The organism is Streptomyces sp. NPDC047017 (genome assembly GCF_040644175.1).
In the GTDB taxonomy this organism is placed as follows: Bacteria; Actinomycetota; Actinomycetes; order Streptomycetales; family Streptomycetaceae; genus Streptomyces.
Genome location: NZ_JBEYVW010000014.1, coordinates 53,330 through 71,876 on the forward strand (window position 1 = coordinate 53,330; position 18,547 = coordinate 71,876).

Here is an 18,547-nt window from a genome sequence, read left to right on the forward strand (position 1 = left end):
GGGAATATCCCGCCATGACCGCAACGGTGAACGAGCGTTCCGCCGGACCCGGCGTACCGGAACGCAACAAGGAGATCGCGCTCGCCTGCGCCGCCGCCTGGAACCGCTGGGAGCTGGACGGCGTCTTCACGCACTGGTCCCCGGACATCCGGCACTTCTCCGAGGACCGCCAGGTCGACACCGAGCAGATGGCCGCCGCCATGCGAGGAGGCCTCGCCGCCTTCCCCGACCTGCACCTGGACGTACGGTCCATCGTCGCCGAGGGCGACCGCGTCATCCTGCGCATCACGGTGACCGCCACCCACCTCGGCGAGTTCCTGGGCAAGGCCCCGACGGGCAGGAAGGTGTCCTGGTTCATGCTGGAGGAACTCCGGTTCGACGACGCCGGCCAGATCATCGAGCACCACGACGTCTTCAACTACCTGCCGATGCTCAAGGAGTTGGGGTTCGTCCCCGCCGACGTCCTGTGAGCGGCGACGGGCCCTTGCCGGAGCCCCGGGGCTCCGGCAAGGGCCCGTCACCGGCGGGCACCGGGTACGACCCGGCTCAGGCCAGGTCGTCGCGGGTGACCGTGCGGGCCGCCACCTTGAGCCCGCCGTCCTCGTCCCGCACCAGTACGTCCTCGCAGACGCACACCCGGTGCACCCGGGACCCGCCGCCGACGTCCGAGACGTACACGATGGCGTACGAGCGGACGTCCGTGGCGCCGTCGGGGCGGGGCCGCACGTCCAGCATGCCCAGGAAGTGCCGGTGGCGCTGCCCGGCCGCGGCGAGTTCCGCGTGGCTGCGGGTGGTGGCCGCGGCCAGACCGGCCCGGCCCCGCACGGGCTCCGGCAGCGTCGGCACGGCGAAGGTCGCGTCCTCGGTGAAGGTCGTGGCCCAGCTCCGTGCCTCGCCGAGGTCGAGGAGCTGCATCTGGTGGGCGTAGAACTGCTGCACCTCGGCGTGGAGCGCGGCACTCCAGGCGGTGGCTCGGGGGGCGAGGTCGGGCGCGGTGGACATGGGTTCTCCCTTTCGTTCCTTGACTGCCCCCATGCTGTGCGCCGCGGGTCGCACCCCCTTGGAGGATCCCTCGATCGCCGGCCGTGCGGGCGGAGGGCGGCTTCGGCCCCTCAAGCCGCCTTCCGCCCGCCCTCCAGCAGGTGCGGAGACCGTCGAAGCCGCCGAGCAGACCAGAGAAGGGGTGGAACAGGTGTCCGTTGAACAGGTGCACCGCACGTCGCACGAAGTGGAGATCGCCGCGCCCGCGGGCGTCGTCTACGGGATCATCGCGGACACGGGGAAGTGGCCGCTGTACTTCCCGCCGAACATCCACGTCGAACGCCTGGAGAGCGACGAGGGCACGGAGCGCCTGCGGATGTGGGCCACCGCGAACGACACGGTGAAGACGTGGTCCTCGCGCCGCCGACCGGACCCGGGCCGGCGCCGCATCGAGTTCCGCCAGGAGATCCCGGCCGCCCCGCTGACCGGCATGGGCGGCACCTGGATCGTCGAGGAACTCGGCGCACCGGCCACCCGGCTGACCCTGCTGCACGACTTCACCGTGGCCGGCGACCGGGCCGAGGACGTCGAGTGGGTGCTGCGCGCCACCGACACCAACAGCACGTCGGAACTGGGCCGCCTCAAGGCGCTCGCCGAGCGCTGGCGGGAGCTGGACGACCTCGTGCTGTCCTTCGAGGACTCGGTGCACGTCGAGGGCCCGGCGGAGCGCGTCTACGACTTCCTGTACCGGGTGGGCGACTGGCCCGAGCGCGTCCCGCACGTGGACCGCCTGGACCTGGTCGAGGAGACGCCGGGGGTGCAGGTCATGTCGATGGACACGCGCACGGCCGACGGCTCGGTCCACACCACCGAATCGGTGCGCGTGTGCTTCCCCGAGACCCGGCGCATCGTGTACAAGCAGACCGTGACGCCGGCGCTGATGGCCGCCCACACCGGGGAATGGTCCGTGCGGCCCGAGGGGACCGGCCTGAAGGTCACCTCGCGGCACAGCGTCGTACTGCGGCCGGAGAACATCGAGCCGATCCTGGGGCCCGGCGCGGACCTCGCCGCCGCCCGCCGCTACGTCCGCCGGGCGCTGGGCCGCAACTCCGGCGCCACCCTCGCGCTCGCCAAGGAGTTCGCGCAGGACGTCACCGCGGCTCGCTGACCCACCGGACCCCGCCCCCCTGCGCAGGGCGGAGGAGGGTTCGAGCGGTCCTCCAGGAAGGTGCCAGGAACCTGGGCGACGCTCAGAAGCACATGTGGTGGATGCGTCGCGTACGCGGCAGCGATCCGCGCTGCCGCCGTGACCCTCTGGAGGAAAACTGTGAAGGAAAGCCGATGAGGCGGGTTGTGATTACCGGAATCGGCGTGGTCGCACCCGGCGGCGTGGGCACCAAGGAGTTCTGGTCGGTACTCACCTCCGGCCGCACCGCCACCCGGGGCATCACCTTGTTCGACCCGGCGCAGTTCCGTTCCCGTATCGCCGCGGAGGCCGACTTCGACCCCGCCGACCACGGATTCACCCCGGCCGAGAGCGCACGACTGGACCGGGCCACCCAGTTCGCACTGGTCAGCACGGCGGAAGCGCTGGCCGACAGCGGGCTGACGGGCGAACTCGACGCGCGGCGCACGGGCGTCACCCTGGGCAGCGCGGTCGGCTGCACCACCGGCCTGGACGTGCAGTACGCACAGGTGAGCCGCAACGGCGCGGACTGGGTGCTGGACCACACCCGGGCCGTCCCGCACCTCTTCGACTACTTCGTGCCCAGCTCGATGGCGGCCGAGGTCGCCCGGCTGGCCGGGGCCCAGGGGCCGGTGTCGCTGGTGTCCACCGGCTGCACCTCGGGCCTGGACTCCATCGGCCACGCGGTGGAGCTGATCCGCGAGGGCGGCGCCGACGTCATGATCACCGGCGCCACCGAGGCACCGATCTCCCCGATCACCGTGGCCTGCTTCGACGCGATCAAGGCCACCAGCCCCCGCAACGACGAACCCGGGACCGCCTCGCGGCCCTTCGACCGCACCCGCAACGGGTTCGTACTCGGCGAGGGGGCGGCCGTCCTGGTCGTCGAGGAACTCCAGCACGCCCGCCGCCGCGGGGCGCAGGTCTACGCCGAGATATCCGGCTTCGCCAGCCGCAGCAACGCCTACCACATGACCGGACTGCGCACGGACGGCGTGGAGATGGCCGAGGCCATCACCGCCGCCCTGGACGAGGCCCGGCTCGACGCCGGCGCCGTCGACTACATCAACGCCCACGGCTCGGGCACCAAGCAGAACGACCGGCACGAGACCGCGGCCTTCAAGCGCGGCCTCGGGCAGCGCGCCTACGAGGTGCCGATCAGCTCCATCAAGTCGATGATCGGCCACTCCCTGGGGGCGATCGGCTCCCTGGAGGTGGCCGCCAGCGCCCTGGCCATCGCGCACGGCACCGTGCCTCCCACGGCCAACCTGCACGAGCCGGACCCCGCGTGCGACCTGGACTACACCCCGCTCGTGGCCCGCGAACAGCGGACCGACACGGTGCTCACCGTGGGCAGTGGCTTCGGCGGGTTCCAGAGCGCCATGATCCTGACCCGCCCGCACCTGGGAGCCACTGCATGAGCGACGCGTCCACCCTCGCCCGCCCCCGCGAGGACGGCCGGAGCACCCCGGACCGCCCGCGGGCCGTGGTCACCGGAATCGGCGTCGCCGCCCCCAACGGGCTCGGCGCCCGCGCCTGGTGGGACGCCGTCCTGCGGGGCGAGAACGGCATCCGGCCGCTGACCCGCTTCGACGCCTCCGGCTACCCGGTCCGCCTCGCGGGCGAGGTGCCCGGCTTCGTCGCGGAGGACCACGTGCGCAGCAGGCTGCTGGCCCAGACCGACCAGGTGACCCGGCTGTCCCTGGCCGTCGCCCAGGAGGCGCTGGACGACGCGGCGGTCGACCCGGCGGCACTGCCGCGGTACGCGGCCGGGGTGGTCACCGCCAGCTCCGCCGGCGGCTTCGAATTCGGTCAGCGCGAGCTCCAGGCCCTGTGGAGCCGGGGCGGCCAGCACGTCAGCGCCTACCAGTCCTTCGCCTGGTTCTACGCCGTCAACACCGGCCAGATCTCCATCCTGCACGGACTGCGCGGTGCCAGCGGTGTACTGGTCACCGAACAGGCGGGCGGGCTCGACGCCGTGGCCCACGCCCGCCGCCAACTGCGCAAGGGTTCCTCGCTCGTGGTCACCGGCGGCGTCGACTCCGCCCTGTGCCCGTGGGGCTGGGTCGCGCACGTCGCCGAGGGCCGCATGAGCCCGCGCACGGACCCCGACCGTGCCTTCCTGCCCTTCTCCGCGGACGCCAGCGGCTACGTACCCGGCGAGGGCGGCGCCCTGCTCGTGCTGGAGGACGCCGGGAGCGCCCGCGCCAGGGGCGCCCGCGTGTACGGGTCGATCGCCGGATACGCCGCCACCTTCGACCCGCCTCCCGGGTCCGGCGGGACCAGGCTCGGCGCCGCCGCCGAACTCGCCCTGGCCGACGCCGGGGTGCGGCCCGAGGAGGTCGACGTGGTCCTCGCCGACGCCGCGGGCGAGCGCGCGGCCGACCGCGCCGAGGCGCGGGCGATCTGCGCGCTGTTCGGCGAGCGGGGCGTACCCGTCACCGCGCCCAAGAGCATGACCGGCCGGCTCTCCGCCGGGGGGTCCTCCCTCGATCTGGCCGCGGCGCTGTTCTCGCTGCGCGACCAGGTGATCCCCCCCACCACCGGCACCGGGCGCCCGGCTGACGACTGTCCCCTGGATCTGGTCACCGGTGCCCCGCGCACCGGGGTCCGGCTGCGCACGGCGCTGGTGCTGGCGCGCGGCCGGGGCGGTTTCAACGCCGCCGTCGTGGTGCGCGCCTGAGCCCTGCCGTGCCGTGTCCCCCCCCCCCGCCGCCGCGGGCGGACCGCTTCCCCACCCCGTGCACCGCACGGATTCCGAACTCCCAGAGACGAGGTATCGACATGACCCGGTTCGAACTCACCGACCTGACCGCCCTGCTGCGCGAGTCCGCGGGCGCGGACGAAGGCGTGGACCTGGACGGCGACATCAGGGACGTCCCGTTCGACGACCTCGGCTACGACTCGCTCGCCCTGCTGCAGACCACGGGCCTGGTCGAGCGGCAGTGGGAGGTGGTCCTGGACGAGGAGGCCGTCTCCGAGGCCCGTACGCCGGGCCAGTACCTGGAGGTCGTCAACCAGGCGCTGACCGCGCGCACCGCCGCCTGAGCCGGCTGCCCGGGGCCCGGCCACGGGCAGGCCGCGACCGGTGCCGCCCGTGCCCGGCCGCCCGGGATGCAGCGGGGCTCCATCCGGTCTCCAGAGCGGATCACCACCATCGGACGCATACGACATGGACAGAGGGAGGGGCTGTGGGCAGCAGCGTGAACACGGCGGGCGCCGCTCGGGCCGCCGCGCGCACCCGGGGCGCACCCGCGGGACACGAGTCAGGCCTGGCCGCGGGATTCCTCGCGCACGCCCGCCGCACCCCGGACGCGCCGGCCCTGGTCCGGCGCGACGGGGAGATCGACTACCGCACGCTGCTGCACCTCGTGCGGGAGCAGCGCGCCCGCCTGCGCGTGACGCCCGGCGACGCCCCGGTCGCGACCCCGGCCGTGAAGTCGCCCGGCACCATCGCGCTGGCCCTGGCCTGCCTGCTGGAGCGCCGCACCCTCCTGCTGCCCTCGGCCACCCTGGGCGCCGACGCCCTGGAACGGCTGTACGCCGAGGCCCGGGTGGGCGAGGTGCTGGACGCGGCCGCCGACGTACCCCCGACCGGGCACCGCGCGCCCACCGGCGCGCACGAGCCGCCCGCCGCCCCCACCGGGCAGCCCGCCCTGCTGCTGACCACCTCGGGCTCCACCGGAGTACCCAAGATCGTCCCGCTGGGCGTCGAGGGCGTCGACGCGTTCGTCCACTGGGCCGCCGGCGCCTTCGGCATCGGCCCCGGCACCACCGTCCTCAACTACGCCCCGCTCAACTTCGACCTGTGCCTGCTCGACGTCTGGACCACCCTCGCCCACGGCGGCCGGGTCGTCCTCGTCGACGCCGAGCAGGCAGGGAACGGCCCCCGTCTGCTGGCCCTGCTCGACGCCCACAGGCCCCAGGTCGTCCAGGGGGTCCCCCTGCTCTACCGCCTGCTCACCGACGCCGCCCGGGACACCGGGACGACGCTGGAGAGCGTGCGCCACGCGGTCTTCACCGGCGACGCCCTGCCCGGGCCGCTGCTGGCCCGGCTGCCGCACTTGATGCCCGCAGCCCGGCTGTACAACGTCTACGGCTGCACCGAGACCAACGACAGCTTCTGGTACGAGGTGCGCGACGCCCGCGCCGAGAGCGGCGCCCCGCTTCCGCTCGGCCGCCCCCTGGCCGGCGTGGAGCACTTCCTCGCCGACGAGCAGGGGCGCGTCGTCGAAGGAGCGGGAACCGGTGAACTCCTGGTCTCCACGCCCTTCCAGGCCGACCGCTACCTCGGCGCGGCCGCCGCCGCCCCGGCCTTCGTCCCGCCCGCGCCGGGCGGGGGAGCGCGCCGGTACTTCCGCACCGGCGACCTGGTGCGCAGGCACCCGGACGGCACGCTCACCCTAGAGGGGCGCACCGACCGCCAGGTCAAGGTGCGCGGGGTCCGGGTGAACGCCCAGGAGGTGGAGAGCGTCCTGCTCGCCCACCCCCACGTCACCGAGGCCGCCGTGCTGGCCGTGCCCGACGCCGACGCCGGACATCTGCTGCACGCCGTCGTGCGGTGTGCCGCCGGCTCCGGCCTCAACAGCCTGACGCTGCGCGGGCACCTGGCTCGCCGGCTGCCGCGCGCGGCCCTCCCCTCGGTCCTGCGCATCACCGACGACCCGCTGCCCAGGACCTCGACCGGCAAGGTCGACCGCGGCCTCGCCGTCCGGGCCCCTCTCACCAAGGAGAACTGACCATGATCCATGCGGCAGTGAAGGCGTTCATCGTCGAGGAGTTCCTGCCCGACGTGCCCACCGGCGACCTGGCCGACGACTACGACCTCCTGAAGAACGGCGTCGTCGACAGCCTCGGGCTGCTCAAGGTGATCGCCTGGCTGGAGGACCGCTACGGCATCGACGCCGACACCGTGGACCTCGACCCGGAGTCCTTCACCACCGTCGCGGCGATCACCGCGTTCGTCGAGCGGTCCGCGCCCCGCGACGCGGGGGCCGCGTAGCCATGCACGAGGCCGTCGTCTCGCTCATCGGCCGCGCCCCCGTGGAACTGCCGGTGTGGCGGTCGTTCTGGGACCGGCTGCACTGCGGTGGTCTGCTGCGGGGAGAGGCCGCGGCCCTCCTCGCCTCGCTGTCCACCGAGATGCCCGGCCGTGCGACCCTGCACGCGCTGCTGGAGTCGCTCGACGAGCGCCGGCCGCCGGTGCCCGCCGGTGCCTTCGACGGCGCCGTCAACATCGTCGGCACCGGCGGCGGCCCCGCCACCTTCAACATCTCCACCGCGGCCGCCCTCGTCGCCGCCGCCATGGGCGTCCCCGTCGTCAAGACCGGCTCCCGGGCGTACACGAGCCGCGTCGGCTCCCTGGACCTGCTCACCCGGCTCGGCATCACCCCGACCACCTCCTTCGCGCAGACACGGACTGTTCTTGAGCACTGCGGCATCGCCTTCGCCGGCCTGTTCGTCTACCCACGGGAGATCGCCCTGCTCGCCCGGGCCGCGGCGCCGCTCGACCTGCGCGTGCTGGCGCCCTTCGTCAACGCGCTCGGACCCTTCCTCGCCGGCGTTCCTACCGGCGCGCAGGTCACCGGTGTCTCCAGGCCCCGGCACCTGGAGGGACTGGGACACGCCGCCGCGTACGCCTCGCGGACCGGCCGGACCGTGTGGCTGGCCGTCAACGACGCCGGCGCCGACGAACTGCTCGGGTTCTGCGCCAACACCGTCCACGTCCACGGACGCGGCGGTGCCGGAGAGTTCACGCTGGCCCCCGGACCGCTCGGGCTGGGCGCCGGCCGGCTGGCCGACCTCGCCGTGCCCGCCGGAGGCGTGGAGCACAGTGCCGCGCTGTTCCTCGACGTGCTCGCCGGGCGGGGCAACGCGGCGGCACACCAGACGGTCTGCCTCAACGCCGCGGCGCTCGCCGTGGCGGGCCGGCTCACCGGCGACTGGCACCGGGCGCTGGCGGCCGCCGACGCCGCCCTGCGGGACGGTGCCGTCCTCGCCCGGCTGGAGCGCCTGCGGTCCCTGGAGGCCGCCCATGCCTGAGGCCCGGCCGGTCACGGCCCCGCATCCCGCCGCCCGGCCCGGCTTCTTCGCCGGGCGCGACCCGGGGCAGCCCGGACTGGCCGTGTTCGTCAACGCCGGTGACCCGCCCCTTGCCGCACTGGCGGAACTCACCGCGATGCTCGACGACCAGGGCGTCGACTGCCTGGAACTCGCCGTCCCCTTCCCCCGCTCGGCCACCGACGGGCCGGTGATCCGCCGCTCCGCCGACCGGGCGCTGACCGGCGGTGCCACCCTCGCGTCCGTGCTCGATGCCGTCGCCGCCGTCCGGCCCGGCCTGCGCCGGCTGCGCATCGCCCTGCTCGCCGACTGGAGCCACAGCGTCAAGGGCAGCGACCTGGGGGACTTCACCCGGGCCGTGGCCGGCGCGGGCTGCGACGCGCTGCTGCTGCACGCAGTGCCGCCCCGGCTGCGCGCCGCCCACGTCGAGTCGGCACAGGACGCCGGACTGCCGCTCGTCACCACCTGCTACGCCGTCTCCAGCCCGCAGACCGTCTCGGCGGCCGCCCGCGCGGCCTCCGCGTACGTCTATCTGGTCGCCCACTACGGCCGCAGCGGCACGCCCGCGACGGCAGGCCCCGAGCGGCTGGCCGCCACGCTCGCCGCGCTGCGCGCCGAGACCGCCCGCCCGGTCGCGGTCGGCTTCGGCGTGCGCACCGGCGCGGACATCGCCGCGCTGGCCCGTATCGGCGCGGACGCGGCGGTCGTCGGCAGTGCCGGCGTCGCCCGGATCGAACAAGCCTTCCATGAGGGGCGCGACCCCGTCGAGGAGTTCGCCTCCTTCGTACGGGAGCTGCGCCGTCCGTCTTTCTGACCCATCCGCGAAAGGAAGCCCGTCATGATCATCCGCAGGCTCGAGGACGTTCGCAGTGTCGACTGGGGCAACGGTCTCAGCCGCCGGTTCCTCACCGCCTCCGACGGTCTCGGCTACACCGTCACCGACACCGTCGTGCGGGCCGGCACCAAGTCCCGCCTGGAGTACCGCCGCCACCTGGAGGCCTGCTACTGCATCGATGGCAGCGGCGAGGTGGTCGACGCCGCGGGCGACGCGCACCCCATCACCCCGGGCACCCTCTACGCCCTCGACCAGCACGACGCGCACTGGCTGGTCGCCAGCCCGCACGAGGACCTGCGCCTGGTCTGCGTGTTCACCCCGGCGCTGCGCGGCGACGAAGTCCACCACCTCGACGCACCCGAGTTCTCCCAGTACTGATGACGACATGGAGCGAGGACCAGAAGCGGCTGCGGGAGAGCCTGCAGCCGCTGCTGGGCAAGATCAGCGAAGGGCACGTCGAACGCGACGGCCTGGCGGTCTTCCCCCGCGAGCAGTGGGACCTGCTGCGCGCCACGGGCATCCTCGGCCTGCCCTTCGAGGAGCGTTTCGGGGGGCTCGGCCAGGACCTGCCCACCACCGTGTACGTCCTGGAGGGCCTGGGGCAGGGCTGCCGCGACGCCGGACTGAACTTCTCTGTGACCAGCCACCTGGTCAGCACCGGCATCCCGCTGCAACGGTTCGGCTCCCAGGAGCTGAAAGCGCGCTACCTGCCGCCGCTGTGCACCGGGGAGCTGATCGGCGCACACGCCATCAGCGAGCCGGACAGCGGCTCCGACGCCCTGGCCATGCGCACCAGGGCGGTGCGCGACGGAGACTGCTTCGTCCTCAACGGCAGCAAGGCCTTCGTCAGCAACGGGCCCGTCGCCGGTCTGATCACCGTCTACGCCCGGACCAGCCGCCGCCCGGGCCCGCTGAGCATCACCGCCTTCCTGCTGGACCGCGACACCCCGGGCCTGACCGTCGGCCGGCCGATCCCCAAGATGGGGCTGCGCACCTCGCCGCTGAGCGAGCTGTCCCTCGACGACTGCCGCGTCCCCGCCTCACGGGTGCTCGGCCGCACGGGGGGCGGTTTCCTGGTCCTGGACCACGTGATGCGCTGGGAGATCCTGTGCTCCTTCGCCGTCAACGCGGGGGAGATGCGCGACCGGCTGGAGCGATGCGTCGAGTACGCCCGCACCCGCACCCAGTTCGGCCGGCCGATCGGCGCCAACCAGGCCGTCTCCCACAAGCTCGTGGACATGGAGATCGGCGTGGAGAGCGCCCGCCACTGGCTGTTCAGCGCCGCGCGCAAGCTCGCCGCCGGCGAGAACGCCGCCAAGGACGTGGCCATCGCCAAGCTCGTCACCAGCGAGGCGAACCTCGCCTCCGCGCTCGCCGCCGTGCAGATCTTCGGCGGCAACGGCTACATGGCCGAGTACGGCATCGAGAAGGAACTGCGCGACTCGGTCGGCGGCACCATCTACTCCGGCACCTCCGAGATCCAGCGCAACCGCATCGCCTCGATGCTCGGCCTGTGACACCCCTCCGGCAGCCCCCCGCGCACGGCCTGGGACACACATCCGGCAGAGCCCCGTGCACGGCCTGGGACACCGATCCGACAGAAACGGATGACGCCCCGTGAATCCCCCGTTGGGCCCCGCAGCCGTCACCGCCGAGGCCCTGGCCGCGACCGAGTTCATCGACCACGCCAGCGCCGAGGTCCGCGCCTTCGTCCGCGCCGCCGTCCCGGTCGGCGCCACCCCCACCGAGCAGGCGGTGGCGCTGTACTACGCCGTCCGTGACGGCATCCGTTACGAGGTGTACGGGGCGGACCTGTCCCGCGAGGGGCTGCGCGCCGGCCGGGTGGCGACCGCCGGCTCCGGCATGTGCATGCACAAGTCGGTGCTGTACGCCGCCGGTTTGCGCTCACTGGGCATCCCCGCCCGCCTGGTCCTCACCGACGTGCGCAACCACCTCGCCTCCGGCCGGCTCAAGCGGCTGCTCGGCGGCGACGTGTTCCACCAGCACGCCCTGACCTCCGTGCACCTGGAGGGCCGCTGGGTGAAGGCGACCCCGGTCTTCAACCGCACGCTGTGCCGGCTGTACCGGATGGCCCCGCTGGAGTTCGACGGCACGGCCGACAGCCATCTGCACCCCTTCGACGAGCAGGGCCGTCGGCAGATGGAGTTCCTGCGCGTCCACGGGGAGTTCGATGACCTGCCCTACGACTGGGTCATCGCCGATCTGCGGGCCTCGCATCCGGGACTCTTCCCCGGCGACGACCCGCGGTTCGCCGGCGGCTCCCTGGTGCAGGAGGCCCCCGACACGGCGGCGAGGTCCTAGTGTTCGTCAAGATCTGCGGCGCGACCACCGAGCGGGAGGTGCGGGCCGTCGCCGAGGCGGGCGCGGACCTCGTGGGCCTGTGGCACGGTGTGCCCGGCGGCCGCGCGGACCTGTCCGCCCAGCGCCTCGCCCGGCTGGCCGCCGAGGCCCGGGCCACCGGCCGGTTGCGCTCGGTCCTGGTCACCTTCGGCTCCCAGGCCCAGACCCTGGCCCGTACCGCCGCCGACAGCGGCATCGACTGGATCCAACTGCACGGCTATCAGCGCCCCGCCCTGGTCCGTGCCCTGCGCGCCCGGCTTCCGGCGCGGGTACGCCTGGTCAAGGTGCTGCACGTACGCGGCACCTCCTGCCCGGAGGCGAGCCTGATCAAGGCCTACGAACGCGCCGGCACCGACCTGTTCCTGCTGGACGCGGCCACCGCCGACGGACGGGTGGGCAGCACCGCGCACCCGCTGGACGACCGTACGGCCGCCGGCCTCGCCCAGAGCATGACCCGCCCCTTCCTGCTCGCGGGGGGCCTGCGCCCGGACAACCGGCACCGGTTCGGCCTGGTCCTCGCCCACCCGCGCTTCCGCGGCATCGACGTGGACTCCGCCGCCCGGGGCGGCACCGGCCTGGTCGACGGAGCCCGGACGGCGGACGTCGTCCGCGCCTGGAGGGCACCATGACCCTGGAGTTCACCCACGCGCTCACCTCCGCACGCCGCCCGGTGATCATGGAGGTCAAACGCCAGGACGCCGACGGCAACGACCTGTTGGGCGGCAGGTCCGTCGCCGAGACCGTCGCCCGCTACGAACGGGCGGGCGCCCCGTGCGTCTCGGTGGTCACCGGACACTGGTTCGGCGGCACCGAGGACCTGCTCGCCGAGGTCGCCGGGCTCACCGATCTGCCGCTGCTGCGCAAGGACTTCATCACCAGCCGCAGCCAGCTCGTCCGCACCCGCGAACTCGGCGCCTCCGCGGTGCTCCTGACCGCCAGGCTACTGCCCGCGGGCGTCCTGGCCCGGCTGGCCGGCCACGCGCTGGAACTCGGGCTGACCCCCTTCGTGGAGATCGCCGACGAGGCGGAGGCCGCCATGGTGGCGCCCGGGCCCCACTGCGTGGTCGCCGTCAACAACAAGGACATCGCCACCCGGGAACGGTTCCCAGGGGACCTGGGGCGCAGTACGGACCTGCTGCCCGCCGTCCTGCGGACCGGCGCCCGCCACGCGGTGAGCGCCGGCGGTATCACCGACCCCCGCCGCGCCGCCCTGCTGCTGGACGCCGGATTCACGGGCCTGCTGATCGGCACCGGGCTGCTCGGCACGCCCAGCCTGACCCAGTGGTGCGCGCGGCTGGACGAGGCCCGCGGCTGAGGTCCTGCGTCCGCACCCCGGCCGGACGGCGTACGCCCGGCCGGGCCCCCGGACCCGCGCGGCGTCGAGCAGGGCTGGACGGACGCTCCAGTGCGCCTTGTGCCGCGCTGTGCACGATGGCTCCAGCAGTGGCCGCCCGCCCCCGGGCGCCCGCCCCACCACGACCCCCGGAGTTGCCCGTGGACAGCGCCCTGTACAAGACGAAAGTCACCGACGCCTTCAACGAGGCCGCGGCGACCTACGACCGGCTGGGCGTGGAGTTCTTCACGCCCATGGGCCGCAGGCTGGTGGAACTGGCCGCCCCGCGACCCGGCCAGCGGCTGCTGGACGTCGGCTGCGGCCTCGGCGCCACCCTGCTGCCCGCCGCCGGGCTGATCGGGCCACAGGGCACGGCGCTGGGCATCGACATCGCACCGGCGATGATCGAGGAGGCCGGCCGCCAGGCCGAACGCCGCGGCCTGGGCAACGTCGACCTGCGCGTGATGGACGGCGAGCATCCCGATCTGCCGGCCCGCTCCTTCGACCTGGTGCTCGGCAGCTACAGCGTGATCTTCCTGCCGGACGCCCGGTCGGCGCTCGCCCGCTACGCCGAACTGCTGCGGGACGGCGGCCGCATCGCCTTCACCAGCCCCGTCTTCACCCGCGACACCTTCCCCTTCCTGCCTCCGATGTTCACCGAGCTGATCCCGATGTCCCTGCTGGAACACCTGCCGGCGGCCTGGCACCCCGATCAGCTGCACCGCCAGCTGCACTCCTGGCTGGAGGTGCCCGCGGATCTGGTGGCCGCCCTGGACACGGCCGGCTTCACCGACGTGGAGATCACCGACGAGAACGTCCGGATGACGGCGGCGTCCGGCGAGGCGTGGGTGGACTGGTCGCACACGCAGGGCATGCGGCTGCTGTGGCAGCACCTGCCCGCGCCGGAGGCCGCCGCCCTGCGCACGCGCCTGATCACCGCCCTCGAAGCGCTGCGCGAGGACGGCGGCCCCGTCCGCATCGACGTCCCGGTCCGCTACGTGCGGGCCACCGTCGCCCGCTGACGGAACGGCGGGCCGGGGGAGCGGACCACCGGTACCACGCAGTGCGCCCGGCCGGGACATCCCGGCCGGGCGCACTGCGTGAGGGCCCGGGTCCCGGGCTCCGACGGGCTTGCTCAGGTCACCGACAGGGCGCCGTCCACGGCCAGGACGGTGCCGTTGGCGTACGCCGCCTCGGGCCGTGCCAGCCGCACGATCCACCAGGCGATCTCCTCGGGACGACCCACTCGGCCGGCCGGGATGCGCGCGGCCATCTGCTCCAGGAAGCCCCGGTAGGCGTCCTGCGGCATCCCCGCCCGCACTCCGACGCCGGTGTCCACGACACCGGGCGCGACGCCCACGCAGCGGATGCCGCGCGGCGCCAGTTCCACCGCCCAGGTACGGGTGAGGAAGTCCAGGGCGACCTTGGCCATGCCGTAGACGGAGTTCTCCGGCCAGGCCCGGCGACCCAGCGAACCGGCCGAACTGACGTTGATCACCACGCCCCCGGTCTCCTCCAGGGCCTCCAGGGCGGCCTGGGCGAGGAAGAGGGGAGCGAGCAGGTTCGTGCCGATCTGGTCGCGGACGGAGTCGGGCTCCAGATCCCGCAGGCCCGCGAAAGAGGCGACGGCGGCGTTGTTGACCAGCACGTCGAGGCGGCCGAACTCCTCCAGTGCCCGCCGCACGACCAGACGGGGTGCGTCCTCGTCGTGGATGTCCACGGCCAGCGTGCTGATCCGTTCGCAGCCGGCCGCGGTCTCCTTCAGCCTCGCCTCGGTCCGGCCGACGACCAGTACCCGGGCGCCGTCCTCGGCGAACGCCCTCGCGCTGGCCGCGCCGATCCCGGTGCCGCCGCCGGTGACGACGACGGCCCTGCCCCTGTCCTGCGCGGCCTGTGCCATCTCCGGTCTCAGGAGCACAGGGCGACGTTGACGCCGCGGATGACGGCCTCCTCGGCCTCCGGGCCGAAGTCCTTGTCGCCGAGGGTGAACGACAGCTGGCAGCGGGCCGACAGGTCCCGGGTGGTGGCCGCGAGGGTGGCGTAGCCCGGGATGCCCGCGCCGTGGCCCCACAGGTCGAGGTCGTTGTCGTTGGCCAGCTTCATGATGCCCAGGCCGTAGCCGATGCCCATCGGGAGGTTCTCGATCATCTCCGGGGGCAGCGGCGTGGTCATCTCGGTGAACTCCGGCTCGTTCAGCAGCTTCCCGCTGAACAGGGCCGAGAAGAAGGTGTCCAGGTCACGGGTGGTGGAGATGATCTCGCCCGCGCAGCCGGCCTCGGAGGGGTTCATCAGCGTGACGTCGACGGCCTTGCCGCCGATCTGCATGTAGCCGCGTGCGTGCGGGCCGGGGATGTTCGGGTCGTGGCCCGGCAGCACCGTATCGGTCAGCTTCAGCGGCTCCAGCACCCGCTCGGTGATCTCGGTGCGGTAGGAGCGGCCGGTGACCTTGTCGATGAGCAGGCCGATGACGAAGTAGTTGGTGTTGCAGTACGCGAACTTGGTGCCCGGCTCGAACTCCAGCGGCTTGGCCGCGGCGATGGCGATCAGGTCGGCCGGGTCGTAGTCCTTGTAGCGGTCGCGCAGGAACCGGTCGCCCGGCTTCTGGAAGGAGTCCGCGTAGTTGTACAGGCCGCTGGTGTGCTGCAGCAGGTTGCGGATGGTGATCTTCTCGCCGTACGGCAGCAGGCCCGGCAGATAGCTCTCCACCGTGCGGTCGAGGACGATCTTGCCTTCGGCGACCAGCTGGAGCACCACCACCGAGACGAACGGCTTGGTGATGCACGAGATCCGGAAGCGCCCGTCGGCCGGCACCGGCCGGTCGGTGCCCAGCTCGGCGATGCCCGAGGTCACGACGAACTCCTCGTCGCCGCGTGCCACGCGGAACTGGACGCCTCCCGCGCCCGCTTCCACCAGGCGATTCGCCGCCTTCTGCACAGCCTCCCGAAGAGGCGAAACCGTCGGTCGGCCGATCGTTGTCTGCGTCATCTCGCGAAACCCCCATCGGGTAGCGGTCGTTACATCTCCGGTCGAGCCTCGCGGTGCTCCGTGGAGGTACGCCTGAGCCTCGCCTGAGCGCGGACGGCGCGGACGGCATCCGGAATGACCACCTACGTTTCCATCGCTGACTGTGTACGATCTGTCACTCAAGTAGTCAAAATTGAGCAGTACGCAGGAGTGTGAACATGATCCTTCCCGTCGATACCGGATACGCGGCGACCGCGGAGGAGCGCGCCGCTCTGGACGCCTGGTTCGCCGCCTACGACGACCACTGCACCGCCTGCCGCGTCGAGGAGATGGCCGACATGGCCGCCTTCCCGCTCAACCTCGTCAGCGACGACTCCCGGGGCGAGGGACGGTCGGCGCAGTGGGACCGCGGGCAGTTCGTCGAGACCATGCGGCACGTCATGGGTGCGGGCGCCTCCTTCGCCTCCACCCGCACCCCGGTCTTCCTCTCCGCCGCGCTGGCGGTGGTCTTCACCGACTGCACCGCGACCGTGGACGGTGAGAGGCACCGCATGCGCTACGCGGACGTCCTGATCAAGAAGGACGGCCACTGGGCCTTCCAGACCATGATCCAGGGCGGCTGGGGCGACCACCTCTGAGCACCGGCGGCTCCCCCCGACGCAGAGGTGGGCACACCCTCCCGGCCTGCCGCGCCGGCCGCCTGCGGGTCGACCGACCAGCTCAGCGGCCCTTCGACCGCGCTGCGAGCGGACGAGGCCAGACTCGGCGCGCCTGCCGCCCCGTGTGAGGAGACCCGCCGTGCCGCACCCCGCCCCCGACGTCGCCCCCGCGCCCCTGACCGAGCGCACCACCGAGGTCGCTGACGGCGTCCACGCCTTCGTCCAGCCGCCCGGCGGATGGTGCCTGAACAACGCCGGCGTGATCGTCTCCGAGGGCCGCAGCGCCCTCGTCGACACCGTCGCGACGGAGTCCCGGGCCCGCGCCCTGCGCCGGGCGGCGCTGCGGTTGAACCCGGCCGCCCCGCAGGCCGTCGTCAACACCCACTTCCACGGCGACCACGCCTTCGGCAACTTCCTCTTCCCCGAGGCACTGGTCGTCGGCCACGAGCGCACCCGGTCGGAGATGATCGCGTCGGGCCTGCACCTGACGGGGCTGTGGCCCGACGTGGACTGGGGCACCATCACACTGGTGCCACCGGCCCTCACCTACCGGGACGCCCTGACCCTGCACATCGGATCGGTCCGTGCGGAGGTGGTGCACGTGGGACCGCGTGCCCACACCTCCAACGACTCCGTCGTGTGGCTGCCCGGGCAGAAGGTCCTGTTCACCGGCGATCTGGTGATGCCGGGCGTGACCCCGTTCTTCCTGATGGGATCGCTCACGGGCTCCCTGGCGGCCCTGGAGCGGCTGCGCGCGTTCGGCGCGACCACCGTCGTACCCGGCCACGGCCCCGTCCGCGGCCCCGAGGTCTTCGACACCGCGGAGGGCTATCTGCGGCTGGTGGCGGAACTCGCCGCGCAGGGCCGCGCCGCGGGCCTCACTCCGATGGAGACCGCCCGGGAGGCCGACCTCGGTCCCTACGCCGACCTGCTGGACGCCGAGCGCCTGGTGCCCAACCTGCACCGCGCCTACGCGGAACTGGCCGGCACACCGGCGGCCGAGGCACTGCCGATGCCGGTCATGGAGAAGGCGCTGGGCGAGATGACGGAGTACCACGGCCGGCTTCCCCACTGCCTCGCCTGAACCGCTCCGCCCCCCACCAAGCCCTCAGAGGCCGGCCCCGCGGGCCGCCGTACGCCGGATCTGTGCGAGCAGGTCCGCCTGCGCGAGCAGGTCCGCCGCACCGCCCGCACCGCCCTGCCCGCCGCGCACGGCGCCGGCGAACGCCGTGAGGGCAGCGGCCGCCTGGTCCTCGGCAGGCAGGGTCAGCGTCTCGGTGCCGTCCGCCCGCTCCACCAGGAGCGCGGGACGGTGCCCGGCGGCCGGGGTGAACGCCCGGTCCACCGTGATCCGTCCCCCACTGCCCCACAACTCGTACCGCGAGCGGTAGGCGTGCTCCATGCCGAAGGCCAGCTGCGCCGTCACCCCGTCCGCCCGGCGCAGCAGCGCGGCGCCGGAGGTCTCCACCCGCTGCCCCGGCGCCGACGACAGCACCGCGCCGGCCACCTCGAGTCCGGTGCCGAGCAGGTGCACCGCGGCCCGTACCGGGTACAGGCCGATGTCGGCCAGGCAGCCGCCGCCCAGTTCGGGGTCGTACCGGATGTCTCCCGGCGCGGGCGCGGGCACCGTGAACGCGGCGTGCAGGGTGCGCAGTTCCCCGATCGCCCCCTCGGCCAGCAGCCGGCGTACCACCGCGTGCTGGCCGTGGTGGACGAACAGGGTGTTCTCGTGCAGCACCAGGCCGAGCGAGCGGGCCCGCGCCAGCAGCGCGCGGGTCTGCTCCGGGTCCGTGGCCAGAGGCTTCTCGGCCAGTACGTGCTTGCCCGCGGACAGCGCCGCCTCCACCCAGCGGGCGTGCAGCGCGGCCGGCAGCGGCAGGTACACGGCGTCCAGCGAAGGGTCGCCGAGCAGTTCCCGGTACCCGGTGAAGGGCCGGGCCCCGAACGGCGCCGCGGTGGCCGCGGCCCGCTGCGCCGACCGGCTGGCCACGGCGCGGATCTCCACAGCGGGGTGGGCGGCCATCGCGGGCAGCATCCGGCGGCGCGCGAACTCGGCGCAGCCGAGCACGCCCAGCCGCAGCGGCACACCGGCGGCCTCGGAGCGAACAGACACGGCCGTACTCCAGTCATCCTCGGTCGGGCCGGGGGATCGGGTCGATCACCGGGTC

The 18,547-nt window shown here is 73.5% G+C and carries 21 protein-coding genes; 17 read left to right on the forward strand and 4 right to left on the reverse strand.

Annotation, left to right across the window (positions count from 1 at the left end):
• The first annotated feature begins 14 nt into the window (after positions 1-14).
• Positions 15-470 (forward strand): ester cyclase, encoded by a 456-nt coding sequence (locus ABZ858_RS23205; protein WP_361381675.1) that lies wholly within the window; start codon positions 15-17, stop codon positions 468-470.
• Between the two features lie 76 nt (positions 471-546).
• Here the strand turns inward: ABZ858_RS23205 and ABZ858_RS23210 are convergent, their stop codons facing one another.
• Positions 547-1,002, reverse strand: coding sequence for a nuclear transport factor 2 family protein (locus tag ABZ858_RS23210; RefSeq protein ID WP_361381678.1), 456 nt, complete (start codon positions 1,000-1,002; stop codon positions 547-549).
• Positions 1,003-1,192: 190 nt separating this feature from the next.
• Here ABZ858_RS23210 and ABZ858_RS23215 point away from each other — a divergent pair, with 190 nt between their 5' ends.
• The 14 genes from ABZ858_RS23215 (at position 1,193) to ABZ858_RS23280 (ending at position 13,778) form a co-directional block, all read left to right on the forward strand.
• Positions 1,193-2,149 (forward strand): aromatase/cyclase, encoded by a 957-nt coding sequence (locus ABZ858_RS23215; protein WP_361381681.1) that lies wholly within the window; start codon positions 1,193-1,195, stop codon positions 2,147-2,149.
• Positions 2,150-2,322: 173 nt separating this feature from the next.
• Positions 2,323-3,588 carry a beta-ketoacyl-[acyl-carrier-protein] synthase family protein gene (locus ABZ858_RS23220; RefSeq protein ID WP_361381684.1) on the forward strand — a complete coding sequence of 422 codons (1,266 nt, stop codon included), beginning with the start codon at positions 2,323-2,325 and terminating at the stop codon, positions 3,586-3,588.
• A complete protein-coding gene (locus ABZ858_RS23225) occupies positions 3,585-4,850 on the forward strand; it encodes a ketosynthase chain-length factor (protein ID WP_361381687.1) in 1,266 nt (421 codons plus the stop codon). Before ABZ858_RS23220 ends, ABZ858_RS23225 begins: the two co-directional genes overlap by 4 nt.
• Before the next feature lie 101 nt (positions 4,851-4,951).
• Positions 4,952-5,215: an acyl carrier protein gene (locus tag ABZ858_RS23230; protein WP_361381690.1), complete on the forward strand. Its 264-nt coding sequence runs from the start codon at positions 4,952-4,954 to the stop codon at positions 5,213-5,215.
• A 143-nt stretch (positions 5,216-5,358) separates the two neighbouring features.
• On the forward strand, positions 5,359-6,906 hold the full coding sequence (locus tag ABZ858_RS23235) for an AMP-binding protein (RefSeq protein WP_361381693.1): 1,548 nt from the start codon (positions 5,359-5,361) through the stop codon (positions 6,904-6,906).
• 2 nt (positions 6,907-6,908) lie between these two features.
• Positions 6,909-7,169, forward strand: coding sequence for a phosphopantetheine-binding protein (locus ABZ858_RS23240; RefSeq protein WP_361381695.1), 261 nt, complete (start codon positions 6,909-6,911; stop codon positions 7,167-7,169).
• Between the two features lie 2 nt (positions 7,170-7,171).
• On the forward strand, positions 7,172-8,209 hold the full coding sequence (locus ABZ858_RS23245; RefSeq protein ID WP_361381698.1) for a hypothetical protein: 1,038 nt from the start codon (positions 7,172-7,174) through the stop codon (positions 8,207-8,209).
• Entirely contained in the window at positions 8,202-9,041 is an 840-nt protein-coding gene (gene trpA, locus ABZ858_RS23250; protein ID WP_361381701.1) for a tryptophan synthase subunit alpha, read from the forward strand. The genes ABZ858_RS23245 and trpA overlap by 8 nt, the downstream gene beginning before the upstream one ends.
• Positions 9,042-9,065: 24 nt before the next feature.
• Positions 9,066-9,440 (forward strand): ectoine synthase, encoded by a 375-nt coding sequence (locus ABZ858_RS23255; RefSeq protein ID WP_361381704.1) that lies wholly within the window; start codon positions 9,066-9,068, stop codon positions 9,438-9,440.
• The gene (locus ABZ858_RS23260) at positions 9,440-10,579 is read left to right on the forward strand and encodes an acyl-CoA dehydrogenase family protein (protein ID WP_361381707.1); all 1,140 of its coding nucleotides are present in this window, start codon (positions 9,440-9,442) and stop codon (positions 10,577-10,579) included. Before ABZ858_RS23255 ends, ABZ858_RS23260 begins: the two co-directional genes overlap by 1 nt.
• Positions 10,580-10,679: 100 nt before the next feature.
• Positions 10,680-11,384 (forward strand): transglutaminase-like domain-containing protein, encoded by a 705-nt coding sequence (locus ABZ858_RS23265; protein WP_361381710.1) that lies wholly within the window; start codon positions 10,680-10,682, stop codon positions 11,382-11,384.
• Positions 11,384-12,052, forward strand: coding sequence for an N-(5'-phosphoribosyl)anthranilate isomerase (locus tag ABZ858_RS23270; protein ID WP_361381713.1), 669 nt, complete (start codon positions 11,384-11,386; stop codon positions 12,050-12,052). The genes ABZ858_RS23265 and ABZ858_RS23270 overlap by 1 nt, the downstream gene beginning before the upstream one ends.
• Positions 12,049-12,738, forward strand: a complete 690-nt coding sequence (locus tag ABZ858_RS23275) for an indole-3-glycerol-phosphate synthase (protein ID WP_361381716.1) — start codon at positions 12,049-12,051, stop codon at positions 12,736-12,738. The genes ABZ858_RS23270 and ABZ858_RS23275 overlap by 4 nt, the downstream gene beginning before the upstream one ends.
• A gap of 179 nt (positions 12,739-12,917) precedes the next feature.
• Entirely contained in the window at positions 12,918-13,778 is an 861-nt protein-coding gene (locus tag ABZ858_RS23280) for a methyltransferase domain-containing protein (RefSeq protein WP_361381719.1), read from the forward strand.
• Positions 13,779-13,891: 113 nt separating this feature from the next.
• Here the strand turns inward: ABZ858_RS23280 and ABZ858_RS23285 are convergent, their stop codons facing one another.
• Both ABZ858_RS23285 and ABZ858_RS23290 read right to left on the reverse strand, forming a co-directional pair.
• Positions 13,892-14,656, reverse strand: a complete 765-nt coding sequence (locus ABZ858_RS23285; protein WP_361382160.1) for an SDR family oxidoreductase — start codon at positions 14,654-14,656, stop codon at positions 13,892-13,894.
• Positions 14,657-14,664: 8 nt separating this feature from the next.
• Positions 14,665-15,690, reverse strand: a complete 1,026-nt coding sequence (locus ABZ858_RS23290) for a serine hydrolase domain-containing protein (protein WP_361381722.1) — start codon at positions 15,688-15,690, stop codon at positions 14,665-14,667.
• A gap of 248 nt (positions 15,691-15,938) precedes the next feature.
• Here ABZ858_RS23290 and ABZ858_RS23295 point away from each other — a divergent pair, with 248 nt between their 5' ends.
• Together ABZ858_RS23295 and ABZ858_RS23300 are read left to right on the forward strand one after the other, a co-directional pair.
• Complete coding sequence (locus ABZ858_RS23295) at positions 15,939-16,358, forward strand: nuclear transport factor 2 family protein (RefSeq protein WP_361381725.1); 420 nt, start codon at positions 15,939-15,941, stop codon at positions 16,356-16,358.
• A 160-nt stretch (positions 16,359-16,518) separates the two neighbouring features.
• A complete protein-coding gene (locus ABZ858_RS23300) occupies positions 16,519-17,463 on the forward strand; it encodes an MBL fold metallo-hydrolase (protein WP_361381728.1) in 945 nt (314 codons plus the stop codon).
• A gap of 24 nt (positions 17,464-17,487) precedes the next feature.
• Here ABZ858_RS23300 and ABZ858_RS23305 read toward each other — a convergent pair whose 3' ends face one another.
• Entirely contained in the window at positions 17,488-18,492 is a 1,005-nt protein-coding gene (locus tag ABZ858_RS23305; protein WP_361381731.1) for a Gfo/Idh/MocA family oxidoreductase, read from the reverse strand.
• Positions 18,493-18,547 lie beyond the last annotated feature (55 nt).